The following is a 309-nucleotide window of genomic DNA, read 5'->3' as shown; positions in this document are numbered from 1 at the left end:
CCGGTTCCTCCCTCCATTCTGCTTCCGCCTGGTGCATCTCGTGTTCCACGGCTTCGGCGGCTTCCCGGACTTTCTGCGGGGACACACGATCCGGGGCTTCCCCGGATTCGGAGGCGTCCGATTCGATGGTGGCTTCAATGTGGGCAAGAAGGCCGGTCAGCTTCTCCTGGAGCCGGGCTTCGTGTTTTTCGACTGATTTCCGCCAGACGAACGTATACCGATTGGCGTTCGCTTCGATTTTGGTCCCGTCAAGAAAGTAGGTGTCCATCGAGATATACTGTTCGTCGAGCAGGAGTTCGACGAGGCGGG

Annotated in this window: 1 pseudogene; it reads right to left on the bottom strand. The window is 58.9% G+C overall.

Going from position 1 to position 309, the window contains the following annotated elements:
• Positions 1–309: pseudogene (locus tag HCN83_RS18525) on the bottom strand (IS5/IS1182 family transposase); the annotation flags it as partial.

Origin of the sequence: Alkalicoccus luteus (assembly GCF_012034335.1) — a bacterium.
GTDB classification, from domain to species: Bacteria; Bacillota; Bacilli; order Bacillales; family Salisediminibacteriaceae; genus Alkalicoccus; species Alkalicoccus luteus_A.
This window is presented reverse-complemented; position numbering and strand designations above follow the sequence as displayed.